This window comes from Emticicia sp., assembly GCF_049241225.1.
Taxonomy (GTDB): domain Bacteria; phylum Bacteroidota; class Bacteroidia; order Cytophagales; family Spirosomataceae; genus Emticicia.
On record NZ_JBMLRC010000054.1, the window covers coordinates 1 to 25,025 of the forward strand.

Annotated in this window: 23 protein-coding genes; 11 read left to right on the plus strand and 12 right to left on the minus strand. The window is 37.5% G+C overall.

What is annotated here, in order from left to right:
• The first annotated feature begins 130 nt into the window (after positions 1-130).
• Positions 131-1,201, plus strand: coding sequence for an aminotransferase class I/II-fold pyridoxal phosphate-dependent enzyme (locus ACOVO2_RS03645; protein WP_421768665.1), 1,071 nt, complete (start codon positions 131-133; stop codon positions 1,199-1,201).
• Here the strand turns inward: ACOVO2_RS03645 and ACOVO2_RS03650 are convergent.
• The 3 genes from ACOVO2_RS03650 to pyrR form a co-directional block, all read right to left on the minus strand.
• A complete protein-coding gene (locus ACOVO2_RS03650; protein ID WP_421768666.1) occupies positions 1,162-2,061 on the minus strand; it encodes a TraB/GumN family protein in 900 nt (299 codons plus the stop codon). The two genes, ACOVO2_RS03645 and ACOVO2_RS03650, sit on opposite strands and share 40 nt — an antisense overlap.
• 344 nt (positions 2,062-2,405) lie before the next feature.
• Positions 2,406-4,286 (minus strand): glycosyltransferase family 39 protein, encoded by a 1,881-nt coding sequence (locus ACOVO2_RS03655; protein ID WP_421768667.1) that lies wholly within the window; start codon positions 4,284-4,286, stop codon positions 2,406-2,408.
• Between the two features lie 48 nt (positions 4,287-4,334).
• Entirely contained in the window at positions 4,335-4,868 is a 534-nt protein-coding gene (pyrR, locus tag ACOVO2_RS03660) for a bifunctional pyr operon transcriptional regulator/uracil phosphoribosyltransferase PyrR (RefSeq protein WP_188770062.1), read from the minus strand.
• Between the two features lie 127 nt (positions 4,869-4,995).
• On the opposite strand from pyrR, the gene pth reads away from it, so the two are divergent.
• The 3 genes from pth (at position 4,996) to ACOVO2_RS03675 (ending at position 7,014) form a co-directional block, all read left to right on the plus strand.
• Positions 4,996-5,556: an aminoacyl-tRNA hydrolase gene (gene pth / locus ACOVO2_RS03665; protein WP_188770064.1), complete on the plus strand. Its 561-nt coding sequence runs from the start codon at positions 4,996-4,998 to the stop codon at positions 5,554-5,556.
• A gap of 239 nt (positions 5,557-5,795) precedes the next feature.
• On the plus strand, positions 5,796-6,257 hold the full coding sequence (locus ACOVO2_RS03670; protein WP_421768668.1) for a hypothetical protein: 462 nt from the start codon (positions 5,796-5,798) through the stop codon (positions 6,255-6,257).
• A 145-nt stretch (positions 6,258-6,402) separates the two neighbouring features.
• Positions 6,403-7,014, plus strand: a complete 612-nt coding sequence (locus ACOVO2_RS03675) for a hypothetical protein (RefSeq protein ID WP_421768669.1) — start codon at positions 6,403-6,405, stop codon at positions 7,012-7,014.
• Here the strand turns inward: ACOVO2_RS03675 and ACOVO2_RS03680 are convergent, their stop codons facing one another.
• The 7 genes from ACOVO2_RS03680 to udk all read right to left on the minus strand — a co-directional run bounded on the left by ACOVO2_RS03680 (position 7,015) and on the right by udk (position 13,261).
• Complete coding sequence (locus tag ACOVO2_RS03680; RefSeq protein ID WP_421768670.1) at positions 7,015-7,899, minus strand: WGR domain-containing protein; 885 nt, start codon at positions 7,897-7,899, stop codon at positions 7,015-7,017.
• A gap of 96 nt (positions 7,900-7,995) precedes the next feature.
• Entirely contained in the window at positions 7,996-8,751 is a 756-nt protein-coding gene (locus ACOVO2_RS03685; RefSeq protein ID WP_421768671.1) for a TPM domain-containing protein, read from the minus strand.
• Positions 8,752-8,867: 116 nt separating this feature from the next.
• The gene (locus ACOVO2_RS03690; RefSeq protein WP_421768672.1) at positions 8,868-9,302 is read right to left on the minus strand and encodes a TPM domain-containing protein; all 435 of its coding nucleotides are present in this window, start codon (positions 9,300-9,302) and stop codon (positions 8,868-8,870) included.
• Between the two features lie 166 nt (positions 9,303-9,468).
• Entirely contained in the window at positions 9,469-10,050 is a 582-nt protein-coding gene (locus ACOVO2_RS03695) for a LemA family protein (protein ID WP_421768673.1), read from the minus strand.
• Between the two features lie 142 nt (positions 10,051-10,192).
• A complete protein-coding gene (locus ACOVO2_RS03700; protein WP_421768674.1) occupies positions 10,193-11,623 on the minus strand; it encodes a DASH family cryptochrome in 1,431 nt (476 codons plus the stop codon).
• Between the two features lie 81 nt (positions 11,624-11,704).
• Positions 11,705-12,517 (minus strand): hypothetical protein, encoded by an 813-nt coding sequence (locus ACOVO2_RS03705; protein ID WP_421768675.1) that lies wholly within the window; start codon positions 12,515-12,517, stop codon positions 11,705-11,707.
• A 126-nt stretch (positions 12,518-12,643) separates the two neighbouring features.
• The gene (gene udk / locus ACOVO2_RS03710; protein WP_421768676.1) at positions 12,644-13,261 is read right to left on the minus strand and encodes a uridine kinase; all 618 of its coding nucleotides are present in this window, start codon (positions 13,259-13,261) and stop codon (positions 12,644-12,646) included.
• 146 nt (positions 13,262-13,407) lie between these two features.
• Between udk and ACOVO2_RS03715 the strand changes: the two genes are divergently transcribed.
• From ACOVO2_RS03715 to ACOVO2_RS03740, 6 genes are all read left to right on the plus strand, one after another.
• Positions 13,408-14,544 (plus strand): carbon-nitrogen hydrolase family protein, encoded by a 1,137-nt coding sequence (locus ACOVO2_RS03715; protein WP_421768677.1) that lies wholly within the window; start codon positions 13,408-13,410, stop codon positions 14,542-14,544.
• A 63-nt stretch (positions 14,545-14,607) separates the two neighbouring features.
• On the plus strand, positions 14,608-15,300 hold the full coding sequence (locus ACOVO2_RS03720; RefSeq protein ID WP_421768678.1) for a sulfite oxidase-like oxidoreductase: 693 nt from the start codon (positions 14,608-14,610) through the stop codon (positions 15,298-15,300).
• 178 nt (positions 15,301-15,478) lie between these two features.
• On the plus strand, positions 15,479-16,822 hold the full coding sequence (locus ACOVO2_RS03725) for a S41 family peptidase (RefSeq protein WP_421768679.1): 1,344 nt from the start codon (positions 15,479-15,481) through the stop codon (positions 16,820-16,822).
• Between the two features lie 315 nt (positions 16,823-17,137).
• Complete coding sequence (locus tag ACOVO2_RS03730; protein ID WP_421768680.1) at positions 17,138-19,270, plus strand: peptidase domain-containing ABC transporter; 2,133 nt, start codon at positions 17,138-17,140, stop codon at positions 19,268-19,270.
• Between the two features lie 95 nt (positions 19,271-19,365).
• Positions 19,366-20,730, plus strand: coding sequence for an HlyD family secretion protein (locus ACOVO2_RS03735; protein WP_421768681.1), 1,365 nt, complete (start codon positions 19,366-19,368; stop codon positions 20,728-20,730).
• Between the two features lie 114 nt (positions 20,731-20,844).
• Positions 20,845-22,239 (plus strand): TolC family protein, encoded by a 1,395-nt coding sequence (locus ACOVO2_RS03740; protein WP_421768682.1) that lies wholly within the window; start codon positions 20,845-20,847, stop codon positions 22,237-22,239.
• Positions 22,240-22,323: 84 nt separating this feature from the next.
• Here the strand turns inward: ACOVO2_RS03740 and ACOVO2_RS03745 are convergent, their stop codons facing one another.
• A complete protein-coding gene (locus tag ACOVO2_RS03745) occupies positions 22,324-23,838 on the minus strand; it encodes a DUF4394 domain-containing protein (RefSeq protein ID WP_421768683.1) in 1,515 nt (504 codons plus the stop codon).
• Between the two features lie 481 nt (positions 23,839-24,319).
• Between ACOVO2_RS03745 and ACOVO2_RS03750 the strand changes: the two genes are divergently transcribed.
• Entirely contained in the window at positions 24,320-24,745 is a 426-nt protein-coding gene (locus ACOVO2_RS03750; RefSeq protein WP_421768684.1) for a DUF4174 domain-containing protein, read from the plus strand.
• Positions 24,746-24,802: 57 nt separating this feature from the next.
• On the opposite strand, the gene ACOVO2_RS03755 is transcribed toward ACOVO2_RS03750, so the two are convergent.
• Positions 24,803-25,025: hypothetical protein (locus ACOVO2_RS03755; RefSeq protein ID WP_421768685.1), on the minus strand; the 223-nt coding region annotated here is incomplete at its 5' end.

The following is a 25,025-nucleotide window of genomic DNA, read 5'->3' on the forward strand; positions in this document are numbered from 1 at the left end:
CTTTTGTGAATTATACTTAATTTTTCAACGAAAGGGAGTTGAAAATAATTCATTTGTATAAGTTAACCTTTTTAGATTTATCATCGAAAAAAGCTAATTTCACGTTTGAGAAAACTTCATCAAAACCAAAATGCCAAACGATTTCATAATCAGCCAATTACCATCCAACAAAATCTTACTCGGGGGAAAAGAATACGATTTTTATAGCGGCACGGCCTACTTAGGCATGAACCAAGATGCTGACTTCAAAAGGTTATTGATTGAGGGTATGAATCATTATGGAATGTCGTTTGGGAGTTCTCGCAACGGAAATCTACAACTCGATATTTACGACCAAGCCGAAGAAAAAATGGCTCGTTGGGTTGGGGCAGAAAATGCCCTAACGGTATCGTCAGGAATGTTAGCGGGGCAAGTAGTAGCACAATATCTCAAAACGCAGAATGCAACGTTTTTTTATGCTCCCAGTAGCCATTCGGCCAATTTTCATGAGCCTAATATAAGTTTACCCAGTGTCAGTTTTGAGGTTTGGGCAAGCAACATTTGTCAAGAAGTTTCGGAGAAAAACGCCCCTCACTCAGTCATTGTTTGTAATTCTTGCGATGCAATCAAACTAAGTTCTTATCACTTCGATTGGACCAATAAATTACCTAAAAATCAGAAAATAACACTTATTATTGATGATTCGCATGGTTTGGGAATTACGGGAGAAAACGGTTCGGGGATTTTTAAGCAAATAACTGTCAACGAAAATGTAAGACTCGTGGTAGTTAGTTCACTACACAAAGCCATGGGCATTGCGGGCGGAGTAGTTTTTTCTGATAAAGATTTTATTCATACGCTCCGATACACTGCTTTTTTTGCTTCCTGCTCACCGATTACACCTGCTTATCTATACGCCTACATGCACGCTGATGAAATTTATGAGAAAAACCAACAAAAACTAAAGGATAATATCCATCGTTTTTTGTCTCAATTATCTGATAGTCTGTCGTTATTTAATTTTATTAAAAACTACCCAGTTTATTATTCTTTACGAGACGACCTCTACGATTTTTTGTTTCAGAAAGGCATCTTTATTTACAGTTTTGCGTATCCAATCAAAACAGGAAAGCCCAATACACGCATTGTATTGAGTTCGTGGCATACAAATGCTCAAATTGATTATTTAGCCGATACAATTAAAGAATTTTCAGGAGTTTGAGTCATCACGGCCGTAACAGTATAACCTTTTTTACGAAGTAAATTAATTACACCTTTTTCGCCAGCCAAATGAGCCGCTCCAACGGCAAAGAATGTAGATTTTTTTGCACTAATTTTGGCTATTTTCTTCAACCAACGTTTATTTCTTCTATCCAGAAGTAAGTGTTCGTAGCGTGCCGAGTAAGAATCAAGCGAGGTGCGTACTAAAGCATTGAGATTTTCTTCTTTATAATCTTTCAGCAAGGTCTGAAACGATTCCTGCATTTTACCGAAATCTTTTATGCAACCCAACAATATATTGGCTTGTTTTTGCTGCGAAATCTTCTCAAAAACCGAAAGTTGGTCTGCCAAAGTTTCAAGTCCGAATATGCTTTTATTTTGAATGTAAGCCATTTCTGCCAATCCCTTTTCAACCGAAATGGGCTGATTGCAGCCAATCATTGGAGAGTAAGTATATGAAAGCAAATAAAAAGGTTTAATCATGCCCAAACTTTCAATCGAATAGCCCGTTCGCTCTCTAAAAAAACTCTCCAGTTGCTCATACTCATTGGCCTTTAGTAGATTTCTCAGATGCGTTTGGCTCGCCATTGAGCGTTGCATTTTTATGGCTAATTCGGGGTCATCTAAGTCAAGTTCGAGGTAGAGTTGTTCGGAGGCGTTAAACGCTTTTTTTGCTTCTTCCGAAAAACTTAAGTCACTTGGGCAAACTACGTGAATTGTTCCGTATAAAAAAGAAGATTTTTGCAGCCCTTTTCCCGAAATCTCCCACAATAAAGCATTTTCAGTTGGTACTTGTCCAATCCCAAGAAAAGGAAGTAAGAAAAAAATCAGACAATAAAGAATTTGAATATTTTTTTTCATAGTAATACGGAAAGCATTCTATAAAAACTTTCTCAACAACCATGCCATAACTATGGATCAAAGCCCCAAGCAATACTACAAATTTTTATAATTTATAAATCCAAAAATCTCAAACAGGCGTATATGAAATAAGATACAGTTTGAAACTCTATTGTCAGAAAAAAAGACATCAAAAATATTTAATAATCCATGGACACAAGAAAAACGTAATTCTTTATAAAACTCTTATTATAAGCGTGATATTTAAGAGAAAAGATTACAAAAGACATTCTACTGCCTATATTTGAGTAGTAGGGTTTAACGGTTGAAAACAGAATGAGTGCCACCATTGGGGGCACTCATTTTTATTTTTGAGCAGAAATTAATTTCAAGTTTTCTTGTGCAATTTGATTCGATGGATCGAGCGAAACAGCTTGTTTCAAATCGGCAATTGCCCCAGCTTTATCATTCAGATTATACTTCGCAATCGACCTATCGGTGTAGTAAGTCGAAGGGTTTGTATCAATGTTTTCAATCACATACGTATAATCTTCGATGGCCTCCTTAAATTTATTGAGTTTTAGATACGCATAAGCTCTCGCTCCTCTAATCTTGAAAAGCTTATCGTGCGATGGCAAACTCATTGATTTATTGTAATCTTCAATCGCCTTTGCTGGATTGCTCTCTACGAGTGTTACTCCTCGATTGAAATACACATTTCCTACGGTAGAATCGAGAGCGATTGCCTTATCGTACATTTGTAATGACTTTGGAATATCTTTTTTCAAAGCATAAACGTTGGCCAAAATCTCGTAAGTATGATAGCTATTGGTGTTTACTGCTAAAGCTCTTTCACCAAACTCCTGCACTTTATCATATTGTCCTTGTCGGCCATACTCATCGGCCATTGATTCCAAAATACTATTGTCGTCAGGATATTGCTCATAAGCATTGCTCCACAAACTAAAATTATCTTTCCAAGTTTTTACCTGTTGCATAGTTAGAACTAAGCAAATAAAGCCAAAAATGCTTCCAATTATCAATACTAAGTTGTTGTTTTTGAGATACTCATCAATTCCGTAGAAAATCATAAAAAATAAACCTACGTAAGGCAAATACGAGTATCGTTCGGCCATAAACGCCTTACCAACCGATAAAAACTGTAATACTAAGAAAATGGTAACCAAGAAAAAGCCCCAACCAAAGAAAATGTATTTCTTACGGCTATACGACCAAATCATGATACCGATTGATGCAATGAAGAACGCAATCGCCAAAAAATATTTGGGATTACTGGCACTTCCCGAAACTGGATAAGGATGCAAATTAGAAAGTCCAAAAGGCAAAATAGCCATCAAATGATATTTCAAATAACCAAACATCGGATAGGCGATTCGCTCCAAACCCGAAAAAGGTGGACTAGAAAGTGCTTTATGGTTATCCGTCATCGTGAGCAAACCATAGAAATCTCCACCAGCCTGCACATTGACTGACATCAAACCAAAGAAAAGAGCAACCGCAAAAAATGCACTTTTCTCGAGCAAGTTTTTTATGGAAAGCCATTCTCGGCCTTGCCAATAATCAATCAATAATAAAACTACAGGTAAAGGTACAGCCATTGCTTTCGATAAAGCCGAGCAAACGAATAGCAAGAGGCTAATAATCAACCATTTATTATTATTTTCTCTACGAAATCTGAGATAAGATAAGCACGAAAGCAAAAAGAAGAAAACATATAAAACGTCTTTACGCTCGGCAATCCAAGCCACCGACTCTACGTGCATCGGATGTAGGCCAAAAACCAAAGCCGTCAGAAAAGCTACGATATTTTTACCTTCGGTGAGTTTTTGGATAAATTTAAAAACCAAAACCGTGTTGATGGTATGAATAATGACATTCGTAACAATGAAAGAAGTTGCTCCTTTGCCAAACAAAATCACATTCAATGCCAAGGAAAGCATCGTGATAGGGTGGTAGTTGAGAGCCACGATTCGCCCCATCAACGTTTTTATATTGGCTCCCGTCGGATTTAGCACCAAATCATTGTTTGTCACATAATGTTGGTCGTCCCATTCTACAAAACCATTCTTGAAAGCTCCAACATAGGCCACGAATGTAGCTATGACCAAAATTACCACCCAAATAATTGGACGAATGTCTTTTGAAGGTTGAGCTGCAACAACATTTTGAGGTTTAGTAATAGGCTTTTGAGAAATATTTTTAGCTGGTTTTTGTTGTTTCGACATTATTCTTGCATTTTTTGTTTGTAGCTACACAAATCTTATTCCAAAACATCAACCAATCAACCAAATCTTATCTTCTTCGTTGCCTTGTTCTTTCCACTCTACCAATACACGCTGCGTATCAAGCGTATTTACACGCATACCCGTATAATCGGGCTGAATCGGCAAATCTCTTTCGTAGCGGCGGTTGATTAGGCACAGAAGTTCTACTTTTTCGGGGCGACCAAATGCTTGCATGGCATCAATTGCCGCACGAACCATTCGGCCAGTTGCCAACACATCATCAATCAAAATCACCTTTTTGTTTTCAATCACAAAAGGCACTTTGGTTTCGTTGGGTTTTAGGGGCGTATCTCTTCTTCTGAAATCATCGCGGAAGAAAGTAGCATCCAAATACCCCAATTTTATATCAATGTTGGTTTCTTCCCTTAATTTTTTGGTGATGCGTTCGGCCAAATAAATGCCTCGTGGTTGCAGCCCCAAGATTACTGAATTCGAAAAATCTCCGTGGTTTTCAATCAATTGTTGGCACAAACGATTGAGTGTAATATCAAGTAAAGGATTACTAAGAATGAGTCGGTTCATACTCCTGCCACAAATCGGGAAAGGTTTTTAAATTAAAATAAATCTGGGTGTAAATCTAATAAATTGATAGACTAATTCTGCTAATTTTATGAACTTTGCACAAAAATTATTTACAAACAGAGGTATTATGAAATATTTAATAGCTGGGCTTGGCAATATCGGTCCAGAATATGCACTCACCCGACACAACGTTGGCTTTATGGCTCTCGATAGGCTGGCGGCTCAGCAAGGCTTTTCATTTAAGATGGAACGCCTCGCTTACACGGCCGAGTTTAAGTATAAAGGAAAACAGATTTACTGCATCAAGCCAACCACTTACATGAATCTCAGTGGCAATGCCATTAATTATTGGTTACAGGCCCTGAAAATTCCGACCGAAAACCTTTTGGTGATATGCGACGACCTCGCTTTGCCATTCGGAAAGCTCCGCCTAAAGACCAAAGGGTCGCACGGTGGACAAAACGGTTTACGAAATATTGAAGAGAAGTTAGGTACAAATGCTTATAACCGATTGAGGTTCGGAATAGGGAATAATTTTCATGCGGGCAAACAAGTAGAATATGTGTTAAAAGCCTTCAACGACGACGAAATGATTCAGCTTGTCGATAGATTAGACCGTGTTGGCGAAATAATTTTGAATTTTTGCACAATTGGTGTAGAGAGAACAATGAATTTTTACAACGAATGATTGTACTTTTTAAAGAATTTTCACATTTGTTATTTTTAGAATAAAATACAAGTTGCACTTTTTTAATACGAATTTTATTTTGTTTTTTTGTTAAAAATTTACTTATAATTTGTGCAATATTAGAAAAGTCCAAATATTTTTAGAACAATATTCTGTTATTGACTGTAGACGATATTTGGATTGTATTATTTTTCCTTATACCTTTGCATCGTTATCCACAAGGAAAATAAGACAAAACAATGAAAAATTCATTTAAATCTGTTATATTTGCATTGGTATTCGGGTCATTATTGACTACTGCAAATATTGTTAAAGCAAATGACCGTGATTCAGCCAAAAACGAAGTAATTTTAGTTAGAGGTGCTGAAGCAAATTTCGCAAATTTTATGACAAAAAATGCGAAAAAATTAGTTAAGACAAATGATTGGAATATTTTCACAGAAGTAGTGACTTTATATAATGCCTCTCCGTCTAAATTCATGACATTGAGTGCCGACAAGAAAGAAGCATTTATTAAAGCAGTTGAAAGTATCGAAGTAAAACTCAATAAAGTACGTGGCAGTGAAGCGAAGGTTTGGAAGCAGAAAGTAACAACAACCGCCTCGGTAATTAAAGTTTTATGGAATTACCAATCAAACGTTGAGTCAACAGACACACAGCAGGCCGAAGCTCCAGTAGCTATCGAAATGTTAGGTCGCTAAGACTCAACTTTCAAGAAGAATATTAAGTTTTCATAGTTTAATAGGTTAGGGTTGAATAGATGGACGCTTACCCCACTGCTCTCGATAGCGGTGGGGTTAAGTTTTTTTAGGGGGTACAGGAACGCCAAAGCCCTTGAAAAATGTTATGTTTTCAACACTAACAGAGATTATTGATATTCACCCATTATACATTCTTCATTTTCCATTATTCACAATGCGTAAACTGCTCTTTATCAGCTTATTAATAATCGGATGCACAGAGTCCGAAAACCAGAATTCTACAAAAACATATTTCGATTTGGCAGGTATTGTGAATCAACAGATAACGGAATTGAATAAAACCCAGCCACTTACACACAAAAACTTGGTAATTGAAGAAAAGAAAGAGGTTTTAAATACCAATAAAATTGATTGGCAAAAAGAACTCGAACTCTTTCTACAAGCCGATTTAAATAAGCAGTCGTATCAATTAAGCTATAGTAAAGAAGAAACTCCCCAAATGGCGATTTATACGCTCAAAGAAAGCGAAAATCTGCCCGTAAAATCATTGAAAATTATTTTTGATGAAGATAAAAGCGTAAAGCACATTGAGGCTTTACTACAAACCGAAAACTATTTGTATCAGTCAGAGAAACATCTTTTGATGACGCTCAATAAAAATCATCTTACAAATTACCAAATAGAAGGATGGCAAGAATTGTTTATTGGGAAGAAGAAGAGTTTTAAAGTTGATGGAATTGTGGTGGCAACTAAATAACTATGGCACATATATAGGAAAAACCTCTCCTGTATCGTGTTCACCAACTAAAAACATGAAGCCTCTTCGTTTATTTATTTTATCAAATAATTTTTGGTTATCTAAATCCGCAAAAACTTTATGTAGTGCTATCAAGCCATTATAGACATAGCATTTAATCATTTCTTGGTAACCCTCAGCATAAAAAAGTTCTCCAGCATCAATAGTTTCTGGTAAATTTTCCCAGTATAAAACTTCGAGATTATCAAAAAAATTTAGAGTTATGCCAGGAACAGCTTCAAATCCATTAGCAAAATCATATTCATAGCCCATATCAAAGCTTTTGGTATGAGGCTTGAAATCCTCCCATTCAACAATTCCATAAGCACGAGCATGTACATCTTTCTGTAAATAATAATCATATTCAAATAATATAGAAAATAATGCCACTTCATCAATTATTCCTTTTTGTGGATTAGTCCACCATTCATCAAAGTTCTTCTTTATTTCCTCAGTAACCTGAGTCTTATATAAATCCCAGTCAAAAATTTGTAGTGAATTAAAAAGTTCAGTAATGAGCGGCAGAACAGATGAATAAGATTTAAATTTTTGGGTATTACTTTCTAATAGAACTGTTAAGTAATGAAGAATTTTATCATTTGTTGTTTCACTAATAGCATCATCTATCTTGAGCGATTTATCTATTTCTACATAACCCTTTTTTAACTTTTCTTTTATTAATTTCAAACTATCTGAATGACATGAAGCATTATCAGCAAACGCCTTCTCCTTTGTAGTTCCTGTTGAACCAACTCTACCGAAGAATATTATATGCTTATTATTTTCAACGTGAATCTCCCAAAACTTATGAGATGAATCATCCTTAAAAAGGAAATATCTTTTCATAATTGATTATTTATAAAAGAAGCACGTTTGATATTTCTGTTTAACAGAGAATAATCAACACGTGCCTCTTTTTGTTTTATACCTTTCAAAACTCCCTTAATAATCTCCGCCAGCACCGCCGCCGCCGAAACTACCACCGCCAAAGTCGAAACCTCCGCCGCTATCTCCGCCGCCTGACCAGCCACCCGATGAAGTTCCCCAACCAGTATAAGTTGTGTACGGCACAAACATTCCACCACCACGATTTCCGCCGCCTTTTCCGCCGCTTATTTTGCCAATAACATACAAAATTATCAAGATTATTATAATAAAGAATATTACTGCAAAAATGGCATCTCCTAAATCACCTTCTTCGGTTGGCTCTGCATCAAATTCGCCCGATAAATATTTAAAAATACTATTTGTTGCCTCATCCAGACCTTGATAATAGCGTAATTGTTTGAAGTTTGGCTTTACTACTTGCTCAATAATTCGTTTGCTGTACGCGTCTGTCAAACCACCTTCTGCACCGTAGCCTGTTGCTATAAAAATTTTTCTATCGCCTGGAGCCCACAAGAATACAACACCGTTATTTTTACCTTTTTGACCAATCCCCCATTCTCTGCCGAGTTTTACGGCATATTCGCTAATATCATAAGGTTGGACGCTCTTCACTATCACGATGGCCACTTGTGTTGAAGTGGAATCGTTATAGGCTTTTAGTTTGCGTTCCAATTGGTCGATTTCGCCTTGACTTAATAGGCCGCCCACCAAATCATTAACAAACCTTGGCGGATTTGGCTTTTGCGGAATATCTTGTGCAAAGACAAAACTTTGAATAAGAAAAAGAAATATGAAAATTCTGTTGAGCATCGAAAGGTTTTAGTGGTCAACCACAATTATTATTAGTTATCAATCAGAGGCTTAATTTTAGCCAGAATTAATGTCAAATATGTGCGGATAGATGTTAGAGAGAAGGTTTGTGTAAATCAAGGTATAGGAGCTGTGGAGATATCATCCGAAATCTCATTAATATCATTACTCTGATAAGGAAAATATCTTTTTAGCTGAAACCCTGCTTCTTTGATTCCCATCTGTAAACCTCCACTAAAATCACCTTGTGCAAAATACATACGAAGAGTATCACGAGTACTTTCCCAGAAATTTGGAGGTACAACTTTGTCAATGCCTACATCGCCCAAAACCGCGAACTTACGGTCGCCGTGAGCTAAATAAAATAGCACGGCATTTCGCTGAGCGGTTGTGTCAAGACTCAAATACTGAAATACTTGCTTTGCTCGCTCAAACGGGTCTGCTTCGGGGCAACGCTCTTCGATATGCACTTTTACCTCGCCCGAAGTATTGAGTTCGGCTTGCTTGATGGCAGCTATGACCTTTTCTTTTTCAGTTTCTGACAAAAGCATTTTTATGGTTTTCTTTGAATTTAATGAAACTTAGACCACTACCATGATATTATTTATTAAAGATTAAGGATTAGCAATTGAAGATTGTTGATTTTTTGTAATAAAATCATTCTAAAATCTTCAATCATTACTCCTTAATCTTCAATTTTTTCAATATTGTCTTCAATTAAAACTTAACTGATGGTGCGGCTTGTGCAGAATCAGAAGCTTGGAAGAATCCTTTTTCGGCAAAACCAAATATTTTTGCAAAAATTACGGTCGGGAACGATAGTGCCGATGAGTTATAGCCTTGTACAGATGTATTGAAATCATTACGAGCTACTGCGATACGGTTTTCAGTTCCTTCAAGTTGAGATTGAAGCTCCAAGAAGTTTTGGTTGGCTTTCAAATCAGGGTATTTTTCAACCGAAACCAATAAACGGCTTAATGCACCACTTAGTTGGTCTTGAGCAGCCTGAAACTTCTGAATATTTGCTGGAGTTAATTCGTCAGCTTTGATATTTACGGCTGTTGCACTTGCACGAGCTTGAATAACGGCAGTAAGTGTACTTTTTTCAAAATCGGCAGCACCTTTTACAGTATTTACCAAGTTCGGAATCAAGTCTGAGCGGCGTTGATATTGTGTTTGTACGTTTGCCCATTTTCCTTTTACGTCTTGGTCTTTTCCTACCAAACCGTTGTATGAGCTACATCCGTACATACCGAAGATGAGTAAAATACCAACGATGATGAGTGTGCTTTTGTTCATTTTTTTAATTCGTTTTTTTTGTAATTGGTTAAATTTTGCTTCAAATGTAATGATTTGAAAATGATATGCAAGTGTCTAAATGTTATAAATGGATAAAAAACTCAGCAAACGGATATTTTTGATGTCGATTTCTAAAAACTTCCTATGATTTTAACCATTTCTTTACTTCAATTACCGGATTTGGGTAATCTACTCCCAACGTTACATCATATTTCTTCTGTTCTTCACGATTCAAAAGTCCGGCAAAATGCACTTTTTCAGCTGGAATTTTATTCAATTCAGGTAGCCAAAGTTTTACATATTCACCTTGTTTATCATACATATCAGCCTGACGGCCAATATTGAAGTAACGGTCTTCTCGAGGGTCGTTGCCTACGCCTGCCACATAATTCCAATTTCCCCAATTACTACATACATCATAATCAATGAGTTGGCTTTCGAAATAGGCTGCTCCCCAAGTCCAATCAATACCTAAATCTTTGGTCAAGAAACTAGCTACATTCTGGCGGCCACGGTTCGACATAAAGCCTGTTAGTTTCAATTCTCGCATATTTGCATCAATAAATGGCACACCTGTTTCGCCATTCACCCACTTTTCAAATCTGACTTTATCATGCCTCCATGGTTTCATTAAATCGTTTCTTACGCCACTTGGTTTGAAGATTCGGGTACCAAACTTCAAGGCTATGAAGTGAAAATAATCACGCCATATGAGTTCAAAAATCAACCAGTACGTCGAATCATTGGCCGTGACTTCTTTTTCGTATTTTTTTACTTCTTCATAGATGGTTCGTGGCGAAATACACCCTAAACTCAACCACGCCGAAAACTTCGATGAGTAGTCAGCTCCGATGAGTCCGTTGCGGGTTTCTTTATAAGTTTTCAATAAATCATCATCCCAAAAGTACTCATCAAGGCGATATAAAGCAGCTGTTTCGCCACCTTTAAATGCCAAAACAGATCGTTTGTCGGCTTTCAGATTATTCTCATAGCCTAGCTGCTTAAGTGTGGGTAAGTCTCCTCTTTCGATAGATTTGTCAACTTTCGCGAGGGTCTTGGGCTTATCAAAAGTTGAACGAATCTTGGCCGAGCGTTCTACTTTTTTTCTAAACTCAGTAAAAACATCGGGCAGGAAATTTATTTGAAATGGCAAATCACGTGCGTGATAGAGTGTTGCAATCCAGACTAACTCGATTTCAATATTAAGTGGCTTAAGCCTTTTTGAAAGACTCGCTTCGATAGTTGTCTCTTCTTGGGCCACTTCCTTACTAGCAAAAACTGCCGCAACCTTTAAATCGGCTGCCATTTTAGCCAAAATCTCTTCGGGTTTACCAATTCTGATGATTAAATCTGAACCGATTTGTTGAAGATTTGTACGAAGGTTTTCTACGGATTCGATTAGAAATTTAGCTCTTAATCCTCCGGTGCGTTTAAAACCAAGTGAGGTATCAAGAAATTGGCGTTCATCAAAAACATACACAGGTATAACATTTCCTGCTTTAGTTGCCTGAATGAGAGCCTCATTGTCGTGAAGTCGTAAGTCGTTTCTGAACCAGAAAAGAATATTTTGCATAAGAAAAATTTAGACTGATAGGAATATTTGCTACTGCAAAAATAACAGTTTTTCTGACGACTTTGTTTATCTTCCGACAACTCAATTACACATATACTGGTAGGCTACTGTCTTTGTAGTTGTATTTTCACCTTTAACGATTGTTTTGGTTCCTTTAGTCGGAATACCCATTTTGTTATATTCATACACTGTTTCGATGGCCTCTTCTACTTTGCCATTATCATCATATATTTTAATTGAAGTTGGGTTATTTTTACCCAAAAAAGCAAAATAGCTATTGGCAAGACCTATAAAACCAAAAGCCATCGTACGATAGCCATCGGGATAGAATTGAGCTCGTGTATCATAGTTGAGACCTTCATAAGCCAAAAGCTCAGGTTCTCCTTCGATTTTAGTGTAAACTTTTGATACATTTCCGTTTGTATATTCTACGCGGGATACACCTTTTACTTTATAGCCGAAAATATCCAAACTTGTGTTGATAGTAGTAAGTTTATCGCCTGCATACACAAAATCATTGACCTGAAACTCATAATCCTTTACAGCTGTGCGTGTTTTAGTAATTCTTCCACTTGCTACATCATAAACGTAGGTCACGGTGTAAGTCTCCAACGCATTTCCGTTCGAGATAGTCATCTTTTCTATCTGATCTTTATTATTATACGTAAAAACAGCATCTACTTGATTATCTTCTTTATTAACGATTCGTTTGATACGGTTGAATGTGTAATCAAAAGTAGCAATTGTAGTTCCGGTAGAAGTATTAACATTTTTCAGTGGGCATTTAGCTAACTGTGAAGTTTGCTGAGGGGTTATTCCTTCATCATTAACTTTTTTGCAGGAAATAACAGAGCCAATGACGGCTACCAATGCGAAGGATAAAATACGTTTCATTTGTTTATAATTGAATATTCAATAGCGAACTTTTCCAATTTTAAGCAAAAAACGTGCCTATTTTCAAACAAAAAGAGGACCGATTCTTTTAGAAAAGGCCCTCTTGAAATGCTTTATCACGACGAATTACGGCAGCTTCGTTTTCAGGAAAGATGTCAGAATGTTCAGTCCCTTTTCGAAATGCGAGTTATTATTGATAATTATATCAGCATCATACTTCGTAGGTTCGATGTATTTCTCATATGTAGGAGCTACGTGATTTTCCCAACGATACAGCACATCGGTTAGGTCATAGCCACGCTCATTATTATCTCTGATGATTCGACGCTTAATTTTGATGTGTTCACGAGCATCTATAAAAACTCTCAAATCAAGCAATTTTGAAACTTCATGTGAATGAAACACAAAAATTCCTTCAACCACAATAATTGGTGCAGGCTTGAAAGTCAAGGTCTTCGGAACTACATTTGGATTATTGAATACATATTCTTTGTGCTGAACGGTTTTACCATTTTTGAGGTCGTTGATGTGCTGAGCATATAACTCAAAATCAATGGCTTCGGGGAGGTCGTAGTTTTCTACGTTATTTTGGTCTTTCGGTACAAATTCTTGTGTACGATAATAATTATCCTGCGAGATTAAACACACTTCTTCTTCCGAAAAAGCCCCTAATAATTGATGTAAAAAATATGTTTTTCCCGACGCACTTCCGCCCGTTATACCGACAATGTAAGGTTCTGTCATTGTTTTATGCCCAGTCTTCTTTAAAAATTATTTTATTGTTGATGTTGCCCAATGGTACTTGTTTGTGCAATTTTAAAACAAAATTAAGAAAAGGCTCAGGAATCTTGACAAAATATTTTGAAAATTGCCCATAAAATTAAGAATTTATGAAAAAAATCTTCAAAGCCATATTGCTCATTCTGATTGTTGTGGTGGGAATTTATTGGGTTTGGGCCAGCACCGATAAAGGCACAAGCTTACAACCCACACTTAGAGTTGATGTAGTGGAATCGTACGGAGATTCGACCGAAAAGGGCAATATTCTTGGCATACAAGCATTCATGACCTCAGTCGATTATGCCTCAGAAGACAACTTTAAGCAAAAAATTGAGTTTTATCTGATTGAAGCTACGAAAAGCCAACTACTCATACCCGAAAAAACAGTAGTTGTTTTTCCTGAATACATCGGTACGTTTTTAGTGGCTGCTAACGAAAAAGCGAGTTTGTATGAAGCTAAAACATTAGAGGAAGGTCTGCAAACAATGGTGCTCAATAATATCGGGAAGTTTGCGAAAACTTTGGTTTCTGCCCCCGATACAGTAAAAGATAAAGTAAAATACGCAGTATTTGCCATGAAAGCCACTGAAATGGCAAAAATATATCAGAAAACTTTCTCCGAATTAGCTGCAAAGTATGCCATTACAATCGTAGCGGGTTCGATTTTATTACCCAATCCGAGCGTTGAAAATGGTAATTTAACAATAAATGAGGGTTTGCTTTATAATACATCAATGGTATTTGATTCAAAAGGTAAACTCAACCCAAACTTGATAAAAAAAGCATTCCCGACAGCCGATGAATTATCGTTTGTTTGTCCGGCTAAACCCGAAGAAATTCCTGTTTTTGATACTTCCATCGGGCGAATGGGCGTGTTAGTCTGTGCCGATGCGTGGTTTTCGGATTCGTATAAAGTCTTGAAACAGAAAAGTGTTGATTTTATCGTAACGCCCTCCTACTCAAACGGCACTGGCAATTGGCATAAAAAATGGACGGGGTATTCGGGTGCCGATACACCCGCCGATGCTAAAGCAAGTATAGGAAAGCTTACACTCGGAGAAGCTTGGGTAAAACACGCAATGGGCAGTAGAGCAAAAAACGAAGCAGGTGTTAGTAAAGGTTTAAACGTTTTTCTGCAAGGAAACATCTGGGATTTGGGAGCAGATGGTTCAACAATTATTCTAGATGATTCGGCTAAAGCCACACCGTACATCGGCAAGGCTGCTTTGATAAATTTGTGGCTATGATTGGGTAAACTAAATAGCGGCTTTGGCTGTTTATTGATTAAGTAATGAAACAAAATATAGATAATGGAAGAACAAAACAAACTCGACCGAATCATTGAGGCTCGTATGAAACTCAAAGCTCGGTTTGAGGATAAAATGAAAACCACACCATCAATGGCTGATGATAAGCCAATGGGAAAAGGGCCAATCAACCGACACGGAATGCCACAACTTCCGGTTGGACAGACAACTACCGTAAAATGGCCCGTGCTTGATTTGGGTTATCACCCAGATATCAGCCTCGACCGCTGGCGTTTGACAATCAACGGCGAAGTTGAAAACCCAGTTGTGCTAACGTGGGAAGATTTCATGGCGTTGCCTCAGGTAGAAGACACCAGCGATTTTCATTGCGTCACTACGTGGTCTAAAATGGATATGGTTTGGAAAGGCGTTCGTTTAATTGATTTGGCGGCACTTGTCCAGCCAAAAGAAACCGCTACACACATCATGTGCTACGGGTATGATACCTACACAACCAATGTTTCGCTCGAAGAGGCTTTAAAACCAGATGTTTTGATAGCCCACACTGTGTACAACGAACCTTTAGCTAAAGAACACGGTGGCCCCGCCCGAATGATTACACCACAACTGTACGCATGGAAAGGCTCTAAATGGATAAAAAGAATTGAGTTTTTGCCAAAAAACAAATTAGGTTTTTGGGAAGAAAGAGGATATTCAAATACGGCCTATCCTTGGCGAAATGATAGATATAGTTGATTTTCTACCGAGCGTCGGCCGCCACTAAGGTTCTAAGAACCACTAAGGTTTTCCTCCGTGACACTTAGTGTTTCTTATCGGACCGCCGAGCGGTGCCTTAATGGCGGCCGACGTTCGGTCAAGAAATAATATCATTCATTTTTCGTTAAAAAAGAAACTTATTTGCCCAAATTCTAAAATGCCTAAAATTCTTCTCTTTTTATTAGTTTTTAGCTTCACGAAGATTTTTGGGCAAACATTCTCCCCTATTGAATTACGAGCAGATTTGGCATTTCTAAAAGAACGCATCGAAGAAATTCACCCCAATCCTTATAAGTTTATTGAGCAAAATCGTTTTCAGCAGGTTTATGATTCGTTGTATAAAATTGAGCGACCATTGGCTGTGAAACAAACTTTTGCCCATTTGCTCAATCTAACTCGTGCCATTCGGTGCGGACATACCTCTATTTTAGTTGACGAACGCCTCATTAAACCCAACAACGTAAATCCTCAATTTTTGCCAATGGATGTGGCAATTTTTGGCGATAAAGTTTATGTTTCAAGAAATTTATCTGAAAACAATCTGCTGGTAAAAGGTACAGAAATTACAGCAATCGAAGATATTCCGATGCCTAAATTGCTCAAAAACCTTTCGAAATATACTTTTCAAAATGGCGACGGACAAAACCCTGACGTAGAAACCTATTATCTTCAACGCAATTTTAGAAGATTACTTTACCTGTTTTTTGACGAACAAGACGAGCTGCATCTAAAAGTAAAAATCAACAAAGAAGAAAAAAGCCTAAGTGTGAAAACCCAGCCTTTGGCTTACCTACGAGAAATGGAAGCCGAACGAAACCCTATCCGAAATGTTGATTTTTATAAAAACATCTATTTGAGCGAAAACACAGCAAAAACTTCAGTGTTACGCATCAGAAGTTTCGATGGCAACGAATTTGAAAATGGTAATTTTCACAGCGAAATTCAGAATATTTTTAAGAAAATTGCCGAAAAGCAATCAAAAAACTTAATCATTGATGTAAGAAACAACGTAGGAGGTGGCCTTGACTATGCCGATGAAATACTGAAATATTTACTGGTCAAGCCTTTTACAAAATACCAAATCAGTAGCAGTCCGAACATTAAAGACAAGAAAAAAGCTCTTTCAGTCAATCGGTTTTATGAGCCAGTCAATGATTTTCAGTTCAGGGGCAATGTCTTTGTTTTAATAAATGAAGGCACTTTTTCGACGGCCGTTTATTTGGCAGCTCACCTCAAAAATCAAGAAAATGTCAAGCTAATAGGTACAACCTGTGGCGGTGCATCTGATGGGTCTTCGGCCGGAAAGTTTACTTCTTTTACGCTACCAAACACAAAATTTACGGTAAGTTTACCTCTACTCAAAATCAACTACAACGCCACAAACGAGCTTTATTTAAAACCAAAACATGAAGTTCGACAAAACTACGCTGATTTTGTGGCAGGAGAAGACACCGCTTTCAACTTTGCAAAAGAATTGGTAAAATCTGCAAATACATACTAATTAGATAGAAAAAAGGCATCTCATCAATTTATTTGAATAGCCAATCCCGAGAAAAACCAAATGAGTATTTTTACTTATTCAATGTTTTCAAGAAAACTAAAAACATCTTTCTAATGACATTCTAATTAGGATTAAAAGAGCAAAACTTCAAATTTTGCAGTAAAAACAGCCAAAATAGCTTTTTTAGTCGTCGCAGAGTTAATTTTTAGTATTTTAAAATCTTGATGATTTGAACAATAAAGTCTATACGTTTGTTTGAACTAAGGATGGCAAAAATGTTTTTTGTTTACTCCAAATCCAGAAAATCGTAGCCTTATGAATGAAGCAGTATTGAGAAAAGTCTTAGATAATTTAGCGTTATATTTTGAGTTTAATAACCCCGCTAGTTTGGGTGGAGTTTCTTTTAATTCGACTGAAGAGTTTATCAGCGAACTTCGCAGTAGCATTGAGAAAAAAGGTATATTACTCATCGAAAACTCAGTTGCGGCAGAGCAAGTAAAAGAGTTTGAGAAGAAAACCACAACTCCGTTTCTGTTATTTGATAATAGTGGAGCTGCTTACTTTTTTGTACCAAGCAAAAAAAACAAGGAGAGAAAAGTCTTTAAAATTGAAGGTGATAGTTTATCGCCTATCAATAATATTACCGAAAAGCTGGACGTTTCTTCTGAAAAGGTTCAGCTTTTTACATTTTTCCCAGTCGAGTCAATCTCCAACGAAGGTCAAAACGAGATTGTGAAGTTATCGCCCTTCAAACGCTTGGTGAATATGCTTCGCATTGAGCGACGTGATATTTACTCAATTTACGTTTATGCGATTTTGATTGGTTCGATTAGTTTGGCATTGCCACTAGGCATTCAGGCCATCATTGGTTTCGTGCAAGGTGGGGTTTATTTTAGTTCGATTTATATCTTGATTGGTTTAGTTATCTTAGCCTTGGTTCTTTCGGGGGTCATGCAAGTCATGCAACTGACTATTGTTGAGTACCTACAAGAGCGGCTTTTTATTAAATCAGCTTTTGAATATACCTATCGCATTACACACATCAAGACCGAAGCACTTAGAAACTTCTATCCACCGGAATTGATGAATCGCTTTTTCGACATCATAACGGTACAAAAAACATTACCCAAAATTTTGATTGATGTAACGGCCGCAGTTATTCAAATCATTTTTGGGCTATTATTGCTTTCAGCCTATCACCCATTATTTATTGGTTTTGCTTTACTGACCGCCTTAGTCATTTTCGTAGTAATCAGAATTTACGGTAAACGACTACTAGATGCCAACATCATCAAGTCGAAATATAAATTCAAAATAGCTTACTGGTTGCAAGATATGGCCCGAATGGTCGCGGTGTTTAAGATTGCAGGAGTACAAAACTTTCCTCTCCAAAAAATGGAGCATTTATCGAGTAACTACCTAAAATATCGCAAAAAATATTTTACTTACTTACTCATCTTATTTTATAATGCCGTATTCTTCAAGGTATTAGTGGTCGGTGGATTATTGATTTTAGGAACATATTTAGTAGTAAATCTGCAGATTACAATTGGCCAATTTGTAGCCTCCGAAATAGTAGTGGTTTTGGTGGTAGGTTCGGTCGAAAAGGTTATTCTTTCTTTCGACTCCATCTTCGATTTACTAACAGCTGTGGATAAGCTGGGTCAAATCTCTGACCTTCCGCTCGAAAATCATAAAGGTGTTTTGAGACATCTGGATAGTGGTAAACAAGGAATCGGTCTTGAACTCAAAGGGCTCAGATATAAGTTCGAGGATAACCCCGACTATGTTTTAAATAACATCAACTTGAAAGTAAATCCTTCCGAAAGAATTGCCATTTCGGGCATGAACGGCTCAGGGAAAGAGACTTTTTTGAAGGTTCTGGCCGGAATTTTAGGAAACTATCAAGGCCTCATCACTTACGATGGCATTTCGATGCGTGATATTCAGCAAGAGCATTTCTTTAAATATGTAAAGAAAAATCAGACTATTGATGCAATTTTTGATGGAACAATTCTTGAAAACATTTCGCTCAACCGAGCGGAGCTAACCGGGCAAAGGATTCAGGAAGTGCTCGATGGTCTGCAACTAACCGAGAGTATTGGCAAACTAAAAGAAGGTCTCCAAACCCAAATCCTATCAGGCGGACGACAGTTTTCTGATAGTTTCAAAACCAAACTCATTTTAGCCCGCTGTTTACTTATGCAGCCACGCCTTTTGATAATCTCAAACTGTTTCGACTCATTCAGCCAAGCCGAGTTAGAAGCAACAATCGCCTATATTTTTTCATCATCCGAAAGATCAACAACGGTGATAATCGAAACTAAGAAAGAAAACATCATGCAGCGATGCGATAGAGTTGTTTTGATGGATAAAGGTCAGATTATTCAAGAAGGAAAATACGAAGATTTAAAATCAAATCCAGCTTTTCAAAATTATTTGTATTGATATGTTTAATAAACGGTTCTTGTGTATATCTATTGATAATCAAGTACTTGTTTTACAGAGAATCATTCAAAACATTTTAATTAAGCCAAAGAAATATGTTAAACTTATCAAATAATGTAGTGCCGAACTCGGTCAGCGAATCGAGCAATGCCTACATCCAAGAATTAGTAAGCACCCCAAAAAGCACTCACGTTTTGAAACGTTGGCTATTAGGCTTTTTTATCATTTTTATCATTGTTTTATTTCTACCATGGCAGCAAAACATCAACGGTAAAGGTACTCTTACGGCTCTGAGTCCATCAGAACGCCCACAAAGTATTCAAAACGTGATAGCGGGTAGGATTGAGAAATGGAATATCGCCGAAGGACAATTAGTAAAAAAGGGCGACACACTCGTGATTCTTTCCGAATTAAAAGACGAGTATTTCGACCCTCAACTCCCACTTCGACTCAACGAGCAACTACAAGCCAAAAAAGAAGCTCTTGATAGCTATAAAGCAAAAGCAGATGCTTTACAAAAGCAAATTGATGCCTTATCACAGAACTGGAAACTGAGTCTTGAAAAAGCCCGTAACAAAGTAAAACAAAACCGAGCCAAAGTTAATGCCGATAGTGCTGATATTCAGGCCGAAAGATTACAAGTAAAGATTGCTCAAGACCGACTTGACCGTGGTTTAGCCCAAGAAAAACAAGGAATTTTGTCGCTCAATGAAATCGAAACCAGACGCCTAAAAGTACAAGAAACACAGAATAAACTCATTTCGGTACAAAACAAATTGGCAATCTCGAAACAAGAGCTCATCAATAGTCAAATCGAACTCAACTCAATCAATGCCGAATATGCCGAAAAAATAGCCAAGGCACGCTCAGACAGAAGTTCGGCTTTAGCTTCGATCTCAGATGGACAGTCAGAGATTTCAAAAATCGTAAATAAACAAGCCAGCGTCGATATTCGTCGAAATATGTATGTGGTCAGAGCTCCGCAGGATGGATACGTAGTCAAAGCCATGAAAGCAGGTATTGGTGAAACCCTCAAAGAAACCGAGTCGATATGTACGCTTCAACCAATAAATCCAAACTTAGCTGTTGAATTATACGTCAATGCAATGGACGTTCCTCTAATACAGCAAGGTCGCATCGCTCGATTAGAGTTTGAAGGTTGGCCAGCCATTCAGTTTTCGGGTTGGCCGTCAGTTTCGGTTGGTACTTTTGCTGGAAAAGTTCGAGTAATTGATATGATTGATAGTAAAAATGGCCAATACCGCTTACTTATAACTCCTGACAGCGGCAATTGGCCTAAACAACTCAGAGTTGGCTCGGGCGTATATGGTTGGATAATGCTCGATGATGTACCAGTTTGGTACGAAATCTGGCGTCAGCTAAATGCCTTCCCTCCGAGCTTAAAAGAAGCTCCTGAAGAAGGAGAAAAAGCAGGCAAAGAAACTGCTGCTAAAAAATAATTTATAGTGGCGTATCAAATACGCCGCTTTTTTTCAGGGAACACGAATTAACCAGTTCCTCAATAACCAGTAAAAATTTCAGAAATGATAAAACCAATAAAACGATATATTTCTTTGAAAACAGTCATTTTGCTGGTTTTTGTCTTGAATTTGGCCACTTTGAGGTCTTTTTCACAAAAAACAGAGATCTTTAGTTTTCAGGATTTTCAGGAAATAATTCTCAAAAATCACCCCGTAATCAAGCAAGCCAATTTGTATCTTGATGATGCCAAAGCCGAAATGATGCAAGCTCGTGGGCAATTTGACCCAAAGCTTGCCACGACATTCGACAGAAAAGCTCTTGATGGCAAAGATTATTACAATCGTTTTGAGAGCACCTTGAAAGTGCCCATTTACAGCGGAATCGAGATAAAAGGTGGCTACGAGCAAAATAACGGTACAAGATTACGCAGCGATGAGTCGGCAAGTTTGATTTTTAGCGGTGTAAGTGTTCCACTCGGACAAGGGCTATTAATTGATGCACGCCGAAATACACTACTCCAAGCCAGGCTACTTAGTAATATTGCTCAAGCCGAACGCCAAAAAATTATCAACAAATTTATTTTCTCGGCCGCCAAAGACTATTGGGAATGGTACCTAAGTTATCAGACCCTCAGGCTCAACGAAGAATCTTATCAAATGGCACTCGACCGATTTAGATTATTGAGCGAGCGAGCCAAAATAGGCGAAATTGCAGCCATTGATAGCGTAGAAGCGGCCATCACGGTGCAAGACCGACAAGTGATTCTCGAACAATCAAAATTAGAATTTCGAAACGGTGCGTTGGCTATTTCTAATTACTTATGGAACCAGAACGAACAGCCGCTCGAATTAGATGCGAATTTTATTCCACAAACAATCAGCCCAATGGCCATCGAACGCCAGAAAGTTGATGATATTCTGAGAAATTTAGAGCAAAATCACCCCGAAATTGCTAAGATTATTCTGAAACAAAAGCAACTTCAAATCGAAGAAAGATTTAGGGTTGAAATGCTCAAACCTAAATTTGATGTAAATTTCAATCTCTTGCGTGTGCCAGCTGGCTATCAAAAAGAGGGTTCGGTGGCAAGTGGCTTTTTACTCAACAATCATAAATTCGGAGTCAATTTCGAAATGCCACTTTTGCTCAGAAAAGAACGTGGTAAATTACAGTCGGTCAGAATCAAGCAATTACAAACAACTTTTGAGAAGGATATTGTTGGAAGAGAGCTAAGAATCGCCGTTGAAAGTGCGTATAATGAAGTAGTCAATCTGGCCAAACAGATTGAGTTTCAAGTCATAGCAAACGCTAATCAAGAAAAACTACTCGAAGCCGAAAGACAGAAATTCTTAATAGGAGAAAGTACGTTGTTTTTGATAAATTCGAGAGAAACAAAATTGATTGATATGCGAACAAAACTCGAAAATCTCAAATCAAAATACGAAAAAGCGATTGCAACACTACAATATTCGGGTGCAGTACAATTTTAATGATGAGTTATAAAACAAATAAAGGGCGATACACCGAGTTATCGCCCTTTTATTTTTGAATTGTGTACCTCAACAAAGCATCGCTTAGAATCCTGTTCCGATTGCAAAAGCACGAACCGAAGTCGGCAAATCAGCTACTTTTGTTGCTGCACCTGTTGTAAGATTAATCGTGTATAAAGCCGAACTTGAACCAACTTTCAGAGCCGCATAAGCCATTCCGCTTCTACTGCCAATGTCAAATCCGCTGGCAGCTTCAACATTAATTCCTAATGAGCCAACTTCTACTTGTGTACCGTTGTTTGGTGGGTCTTGCTTATAAAGCTTGTCGGTAGCACTATCGATGTTGTATAAAACTGTGGTTGTTGCCCCCGCAAAGTTATTTGTATAAGCCGAAGCCGTAATGCTCGGCACACCTGGGTTTAATGTTAAATCTACCGCCGCAATTAAACCAGTTTCGGGGTGTAAACGAAGGTTTAGACCTAAGTTACTTACACAACGAATACGGTCAACAGTTGGGTTAAAATCAAAACCAAATGAAGTTCCGGTTAAAAGTGTTGCGAAAGGAGATGTACCTACTGCCGTAGCTGCACCCGAAGAAGTATTTAGCACATACATACGGCTCGAACTTCCTAAGGCATAAAGTTGGCCATTCGCAGGTCGAAAATCAATTCCTACTACTGTTTCACCCGCTTGTAAACCTGTAATTGGCTTACTTACAGGAGTACCAACACTCATAAAGTTGAATGCTAATAAATTATTACTTTCATCAACTGCAAAAGCCACTGGAGCTGTCGGAATTGCCAAACCATTGATATTTCCTGATGGAAGATTACCGATTTTCGTCAATTTTCCTGTCATCAAATCAACTTGGTGAAGTTCCCATTTACCTGCTACTTGCACAGCCGTAAGAGCCAAATCTCCCGCTGGATTTATATCGAAACCTGCCGAAGCCGTAATGTCAACGCCTAAAGCACCGACCTCAACTAAAGTTCCGTTGTTTGGTGGGTCTTGCTTGTAAAGTTTATCTGATTTAGAGTCAATGTCATACAAAACAGTAGTCGAAGCACCAGCAGTATTGTTTGTGTACGCTACCGACTCAATACTTGGACTCATGCCACCATTAATTACGCCATCAGTAGCAGCAACTGCACCTGTTTCTGGGTGTAAGCGTAGGTTTTGACCAGTGTTTGTCACTAATCTGATTCTATCAACTGTTGGATTGAAATCTAAAGCTACTGCCGAGCCACTGATTGCAGGATTAAGTGCCGCCATTCCAATTACTCTTGCTGCACCAGTTTCTTGGTTAATTACATACAAACGATTCATGGCACTCACTCCATACAATTCACCCGTAGCCGGACGAAAATCAATGGCAGTAAGGGCATCATTGGTCATTAAACCAGTAATTGGTGTTGTAGCCGATGCCATTTCCGAATTCATGGCATTTATTTTCAATAATTGTTTGCCATCAGCCAATGCGAAAAATGTTACATCTGGCTTCGGTGTTGTGGTCATGGAATCTTTTTCACATGAAGATACAAAAAGAGCAAAAGCTACCGCAGATGCTCCTGCAAGCATCTTGATTTTCTTTGGATTCATAACGAATTTTTAAATTTAAGTTTGTGTTACTTTTTTCTATATACGACAAAAAAAGTTAAAGGGATTTAATATTGAAGTAGAAAAACGTAATTGACATACTAAACAACTTGTAATAAAATAGTTAAGTAATAAGATTTATATAATCGACAATTCTATAAATAGCTAAGAGGCTGTTTATAAGCCCATTAACTTTCTGTGGACTTGTCGACTATTGACCGTGGACTACTTATGTAGTATTTAAGAGTTTTTTTGGCAGGAAATATTAATAATTAGGTCAGCGAAATACATACAAAAACATCGTTGAGATTAGTTATTTCAACACCGCCACATCAAGAAATTGATGGTTCGGGGTGAGTCTGAGTTTGTAACAAATTTTCTAACTCATGGCATCGAGTAGTTACAAATTCTTTAATAAAACATAGCTTTGTAAAAATATTCTTTAATCATTCCAAAATGATTATTCACAACCCGCTCAAAGCTCATGAAGAACTTATTTTTTATCTTTCTGATAATGATATTCTCAAAATTTAGTGCTTCACAGGCACAAAATCTATCGAAGCACCTTTGGAAAAATCGGGTTATACTCATTCTTTCCGAAGATAATGCGGCTTTTCAAAGACAAATGCTTGCCTTTAAAGCTAATGAAAAAGGAATGAGTGAACGAAGTTTGATTGTTTATAACTTAAAACCAGGAGAATATCAACAAGTAATACCCAAAAGCGAGATACAGAAATCAAAAAGTTTATTTGAAAAGTTTAAACAAGCAAATACTCCTTTCGAGGTTATTTTGATTGGCTTAGATGGCGGCGTTAAACTCCGACAAAAAGACTTCCTTTCTTGTGAAAAACTTTTTGCAACCATTGACTCAATGCCCATGCGGAGTGCTGAAATAAAAAATCGTGATTGAGAAAGTTGATAGCACGTGATTTTACTTGTAGGACAAGTTTTTAACTTGTCTCTTGCATCAATAAATTCCATTTACTCCCTCACAATAGTCAAATATTGCCTTAATGTCTTCTTCTATCAAATGTTCAAAAGATGTCATGTCTGTTCTATTAAATTGTAAATAAAGTTTTCGAGCTTCTCTATTCGTTTTTATAAACTTTTGAGAGTTCTGTGTAAACTTAACAATTTTCGTCCCATCCGTGTCTCCCGAAGGCACGTAGGGGACACGGATGGCATTGGTC